The organism is Mesorhizobium sp. M7A.F.Ca.CA.002.09.1.1 (genome assembly GCF_003998555.1).
Classification (GTDB): domain Bacteria; phylum Pseudomonadota; class Alphaproteobacteria; order Rhizobiales; family Rhizobiaceae; genus Mesorhizobium; species Mesorhizobium ciceri.
Map to the genome: position 1 here is coordinate 1 of NZ_RZRR01000291.1, position 5,840 is coordinate 5,840.

The window sequence follows — 5,840 nt, forward strand, 5'->3', positions numbered from 1 at the left end:
CCGAGGTGAACAAATTGCGGCCGGTAGGCAAGACGTCCGAGCGGCCGCGCGCAGGCGCGCCGGCCGGCCCAGCCTTGACGTGGCGGCCATCGAGCGCGGCGATGAGCGCCGTCTTCTCGGCTTCAGCACTTTGCCGGCGCATGGCGTCCGGCTCATCCTCCGGAGCGCGGCCATAGATATGCAGCCCGTCCTTGATGGCGAAATCCTTGAGGTCGCAGAGCCAGGCATCGATGCGGCGCAAGGCCTCGTCGGGCGCGTCGGTTCTGGCAACGCCGGCTTCGGAGGCGAGACCGGTTTTTTGCGCGGTGTCGACGATCAGTTTCGCCAGTCGGTCACGGCGGCGACGGTCGAGCCCGTCGGCCTGCGCATATTCGTCGACCAGCCGCTCGAGCTTGTGCTGGTTTTCGTCCAGCCCGGCGCCGGTCAGCGGTGGCGGTAAATGGCCAAGGGTGACGGCGGCAATGCGCCGCTTGGCCTGCGCCGCTTCGCCCGGGTTGGAGACGATGAAGGGATAGATGACGGGCAGGGGACCGGTGACGATCTCCGGAAAGCAGTTTTCCGACAGAGCAACGGTTTTGCCCGGCAGCCATTCAAGCGTGCCATGGGCGCCGACATGGACCAGCGCGTGGACGCCGAGCGACTTGCGCAGCCAGAGGCCGAAGGCGATCAGCGCATGGCGCGGGGGCAGCGTCGGGTCGTGGTAGTCGGCGCGGCGGTCGACGGAGCGGCCGCGGTCGGGGGCGAGGGCGATGGTGACGTTGCCGAAGGTGGCGGCGCGGAAGGGGAAGCTTCCGCGCAAACCTGTTTCGTCTTCCGCTTTGCCCCAAGCGGCTTCGACCGCAGTAATTGCCGCAGTCGGCAACTCCGTCGAGAAGGCAATGTAGTTATCTAAGGCCAATCCAGTATCGCTGGCTTCCAGCAAATCCAGCAACCCACGCGGCGTCTGCGGAATCCCCTCAATCACATAGCCCTGCTCCTTCAGGTCATGCAGCATGGCGAGCACGCTGGACGGCACGTCGAGGCCGACGGCATAGCCGGTTCGACCAGGAGCGCTAGGGTAATCCGGGATTAGGATGGCCAGCTTGCGCCCGGCGCGGGGTGTCTCCTGCAACTTGATGAAGGCCGCGACGCGGTCAGCGACCTGCGCCACGCGATCCGGTTCCGGCCGGTTGGCGAAGGCGCGGTGGCCGAGTGCGGGATCGGTCTCGGTCTCGCCCTTGAAGGAAATGGCGCCGGCGAGGACGCGGCCGTCGAGTTCGGGCAGCACGACATGCATGGCGAGGTCGGCGGGTGCCAGGCCACGCTGGTTGTTTTGCCAGATGTCGCGGCGGGTGGTGGCGACGATGACCTGGAAGACAGGCACGCCGGCGCGGTCGAACAGCGTTTCGATGCCGGGTTCGGCGCCTGAGGCGAAAGCGGTCGCGGTGATGATGGCGGCGGGCTTCAGCGCCGTCAGTGCTGTTTCCACGAAGGCGAGGGAGGTTGGGTCCTTGAGGCTGGAGACGAAGATCGGGACTGGGTCGATGCCGCGCTGCCGCAGCGCTTCAACAAGCGCATCGATGGGCGCGACATCGGCGGCCAGCAGCATCGAGCGATAGAACAGGATGGGGATGATAGGAGCGTTGACGTTGTAAGCGCCAGCATTCGATAAGTCCGGCTTCTCCACAACTCCACATCCGGGCACGTAAAAACCAGCTTTCGGCACCACCACCGGGCCGATCACTTCCGCATCCTGTCCCGCCAAGCCCGCCAGCCTGCGCACCAGCGCGCTCATATTCGCCGGGCCGCCCTCGCGGAAATAGTCGAGCAGGCCGTCCAACTCCTCGCGCGGCAGCGTCGAGGCTTCGATCAGGCGCAGATCCTCGTCGCGGCATTCGCCGGGCAGCAGCGCCAGTTTTATGCCGCGTTCGCGGGCGGTCGAGGCAAGCTGGTCGCAGCCGTAGCGCCACCAGTCGTAGCCGCCGAGGATGCGCACGAGGATGATCTTGGCATGGCGGGCGACGCTGTCGACCCAGAGGTCGACGGACATGGGATGGCGCAAGTCGCGCAGTGCGGCCAGCCGCATCGAGGGCAGGCGGTCGGCATCGGTCCTCCACGCCGCCGCCAGTCCGGCGAGGTCGCTGTCGGTGAAGGACAGGGCCACGATATCCGCCGGCGTCTGCCGCAGATCGACCGGCTCGGCGAGGTCGTCGAGCGAGGCGGATGTCGTGGTTAGGATGTGCATCGCAATCCGTGTCCGAAATCAGCCGGCGAGTATACGCTCGATCGCCGGGCGGTTCAGCCCTTTCAGGCCGATGACGACGAGGCGCGAGCGGCGGTCATCCTCAGCGGTCCAGGCGCGGTCATAGTAATGATTGACGCGCGGCCCGACGGCCTGCAGCAAGAGCCGCATCGGCTTGCCGCCGACCTCGACGAAGCCTTTTACGCGCAGCACGTTCTCTTCTTCGGCGACGGTGGCGACGCGCTTTGCCAGCTCGTCCGGATTGGCGATCGAGGCAATGTCGACGATGAACGTGTCGAAGTCGTCATGCTCGTGGTCGAATGCGCCGTCATGATGGGACTTGCGGTTTTCGATGTCGTCCTCGACGGCCAGACCGAGCCCGAGCAGCACGGAGGGATCGACCTTGCCATGCGAGGTCGGCACGATCTTCACTGCGCGGGCGGAGTGTTCGCCAACGATGGCATTGGCGCGGGCGGTGCCGGCGGCGTCCATCAGGTCGCTCTTCGACAGGATGATCAGGTCGGCGCAGGCGATCTGGTCCTCGAACACTTCTTCCACCGGATCGTCGTGGTCGAGCGTCTCGTCCCCGGCGCGCTGCGCCTGGAGGGCCTCCATGTCGTTGGCGACGCGGCCTTCGGCCAATGCCGGTCCGTCGACCACGGCGATGACGCCATCGACGGTCACCCGGCTTTTCACGCTGGGCCACTGAAAGGCCTGGACCAGCGGCTTGGGCAGTGCCAGGCCCGAGGTTTCGATCAGGATATGGTCGACCCTCGGCGTCAGCGACAGGATTTGGTCGAGCGCCGGGACGAAGTCGTCGGCGACAGTGCAGCAGATACAGCCATTGGCCAGTTCGACGATGTTTTCCTCGGGGCAGGTGTCGATACCGCATCCCTTGAGGATCTCGCCATCGATGCCGATGTCGCCGAATTCGTTGACGATGATGGCGATGCGCTTGCCGCCGGCGTTTTCCAGGAGATGGCGGACCAGCGTCGTCTTGCCGGCGCCGAGGAAGCCAGTGACGACGGTGCAGGGAACGCGGGATACGGAAGTGGTCATGGTCAATCCTTCAGCATGTCGATGGGTGGAATGCGGGCCACGAGGCCGCGCTTGAGGCTATCGGGGCGGCCACGCCACGGGATCAGGCCATCTTTCGAGGTGGCGAAGAGCTTTGCGCCTGTCACGAGGTCGGCGCCGCTGGTCGCGGTCAGGTCGCCGAAGACATAGCTCCAGCAACCGTCGCGCAGGATCGCGGCGCTGAGGCGCCGCTTGCAATTGCCAAGGCATTCGACGCTGCGGATGCGGATATCGTCGCCAGCGGCGGCGCGGCGCGTGTCGTCCGTCAGCAACTCGCCGGCGCGGGGATGAGCGTCGGAGCCGGTCTCATTGCGGCAGGAGCCGCAGACGATGATGGTGACGCCGGCCAAGGCATCATCATGGCCGGACGAAATATCCGCTGTGCCAGCCGAAAAACTGCTGTCGTGGTCCAAAGATCGGGCTCCTTGCCCGGAAACCCGCCGGGCGATCGGATTCTACAGTCGCAGACGGCAGGTCTCCTGGCTCGCGAGTCATCGCCTTGGGTAGCCGCCTTCCCGGGAATTCCCAGTGGTTTTCGGCCTTGGCTCTTCGCTTACAGTTGCGGGGACAGCCGCGGATTTGGGATTTTGCCCCGCACCGCATTCCCTCTTAGCCCTTGCCGTTGCGGGCAAGGGACCATCTGGAACCGGATTTAGGCTTTTGCGGGCGGCGGTGTCAACGCGAGCTTACGACACGGCTATGTCGGCCAGCGCCGCGCCCAAATCGCCGGCAGGCGTCACTTCGATGCGTTCGAGCCCGAGCCAACCTTGCATCTGCTTCAATTCCTCGAACAGCTCCGCAGCGGTTTCAGGCGGCGCACCGGGCTCGGCATAGGCCGCATGGACCCGCAGTATGCTGGCCGGGCGATCGGCCTTGAGGTCGACGCGTGCCACGATCCTGTCGCCGAGCAGGAACGGCAGGACATAATAGCCATACTGCCGCTTGTCGGCAGGTGTGTAGATCTCGATGCGGTAGTGGAAATCGAACAGCCGCTCGGTGCGCGAGCGCTCGAAGACGACCGGATCGAAGGGTGCCAGCAAGGCGCGGGCCTCGACTTTGCGCGGCAGACGGGCGTCCCGGTGAAGATAGGCCGGCTTGTCCCAGCCTTCGACACGCACCGGCAGCAACTCGCCCGTTTCAACCAGTTCCTCCAACCGGCCTTTCATATCGGCCGGCGACAGGCGGAAATAGTCGCGCAAATCGCTTGAAGTCGCCACGCCGTGGGCGCGGGCGGAAATGCGCAGCAATTCGCGGTGCGCGTCCTCAGGCGTCGGCACCGGCAGATCGAGGATCGCCTGCGGCAGCACGCGCTCGGGCAGGTCATAGAAGCGCTCGAAACCGCGGCGGTGCGCCGTGGTGATGCGGCCGGCCCAGAACAGCCATTCGAAGGCGTGTTTGGCATCGCTCCAGCCCCACCAGCCGCCCGAACCTTTCTGGCCCTCCAGCGCGGAAGCGGCGATCGGGCCGCGCTCGGCGACCTCGCGGTAGATCTCTTCGATGTAGGCGGCGTGCTCGCGGCCCCATTTGGCGAGACCCAGATACATTTCCTCGCCCCGCTCGGCGCGCTGCATGCGCCAGCGCATCAGCGGGTATGTCTCGACCGGCAGGAAGGACGCCTCGTGCGCCCAGTATTCGAAAACCGTGCGCTTACGCGTCACGGCCGCGTTGTCGAGCAGCGAGAACGGGTAGGGGCCAAGGCGCGAATAGAGCGGCATATAATGAGCGCGCACCACCGCGCTGACGGAATCGATCTGCAACAGGCCGGTGCGGGAGAGCGTGCGGGCAAAATGCCGGCGGTCGGGCGTGCCGGTCGGGCGAGGATCGAGGAACCCTTGGGCGGCAAGGGCGATGCGCCGGGCCATCGGGAGCGAGATCTTTTCCTTCATGCAGGTATCACTTTGACGTGTTTTGACCGAGGGTCGAATGGCTGATTCCAACCCATGCTAGCAGGGTTTTGGCAGCATTCATGTCAGGAGAGAAAAGTGGAGTAAAAAGCGAAGGAAATCAAACAGGAGCGGATCGGACCAGTTTGCCGCGATATGCCGTCCAGGTCGATGTTTTGAACAAGGTTTGACTTGCTTCGCTGGAAGTGCTGCGCTAACCCTCGCCGCGTTGCAGCATAGGCCCTTAAAACGGTTCAGCGGTTAAACTGTCACGCTTCCGCATTAGGGTCCGGTGCTGTAATCAACGTGGATTGGCGCCAACGGAAAGCCGAGCATGAACGCACTCTTGAGCTCATACCTGCCCATCGTCCTGTTCATAGGCGTGGCGCTGGTTGTCGGCCTGGCGCTGCTGGCCGCGCCCTTCCTGGTGGCCTACCGCAATCCCGATCCCGAAAAGCTTTCCGCCTACGAGTGCGGTTTCAACTCGTTCGACGACGCCCGCATGAAGTTCGACATCCGTTTCTACCTGGTGTCGATCCTGTTCATCATCTTCGACCTGGAAGTAGCCTTCCTGTTTCCGTGGGCGGTGTCGTTTTCGAAGATCGGCATGCTCGGTTTCTGGTCGATGATGGTTTTTTTGGCGGTGCTGACCATCGGCT

Annotated in this window: 5 protein-coding genes and 1 riboswitch; of the genes, 1 reads left to right on the plus strand and 4 read right to left on the minus strand. The window is 64.6% G+C overall.

The features are described 5' to 3' along the window. The 4 genes from cobN to EN994_RS14730 all read right to left on the minus strand — a co-directional run. Positions 1-2,224 (minus strand): cobaltochelatase subunit CobN (cobN, locus tag EN994_RS14715; protein WP_127307616.1); only part of this gene is annotated, 2,224 nt, incomplete at its 3' end. Positions 2,225-2,242: 18 nt separating this feature from the next. Beyond that, entirely contained in the window at positions 2,243-3,280 is a 1,038-nt protein-coding gene (gene cobW / locus EN994_RS14720; RefSeq protein WP_063168240.1) for a cobalamin biosynthesis protein CobW, read from the minus strand. 2 nt (positions 3,281-3,282) lie between these two features. Then, positions 3,283-3,711: a DUF1636 family protein gene (locus tag EN994_RS14725; protein ID WP_013531088.1), complete on the minus strand. Its 429-nt coding sequence runs from the start codon at positions 3,709-3,711 to the stop codon at positions 3,283-3,285. 38 nt (positions 3,712-3,749) lie between these two features. After that, positions 3,750-3,954: riboswitch (cobalamin riboswitch) on the minus strand. A 30-nt stretch (positions 3,955-3,984) separates the two neighbouring features. Then, positions 3,985-5,184, minus strand: a complete 1,200-nt coding sequence (locus tag EN994_RS14730; RefSeq protein ID WP_063168239.1) for a winged helix-turn-helix domain-containing protein — start codon at positions 5,182-5,184, stop codon at positions 3,985-3,987. 331 nt (positions 5,185-5,515) lie between these two features. Between EN994_RS14730 and EN994_RS14735 the strand changes: the two genes are divergently transcribed. Beyond that, positions 5,516-5,840, plus strand: a 325-nt coding sequence (locus EN994_RS14735; RefSeq protein WP_164745925.1) for an NADH-quinone oxidoreductase subunit A, incomplete at its 3' end; no start/stop codon positions are given.

Coding starts and splice junctions, on each gene's coding strand:
- cobW (WP_063168240.1), bottom strand. CDS start 3,280: ATGACCACTTCCGTATCCCGCGTTCCCTGCACCGTCGTCACTGGCTTC.
- EN994_RS14730 (WP_063168239.1), bottom strand. CDS start 5,184: ATGAAGGAAAAGATCTCGCTCCCGATGGCCCGGCGCATCGCCCTTGCC.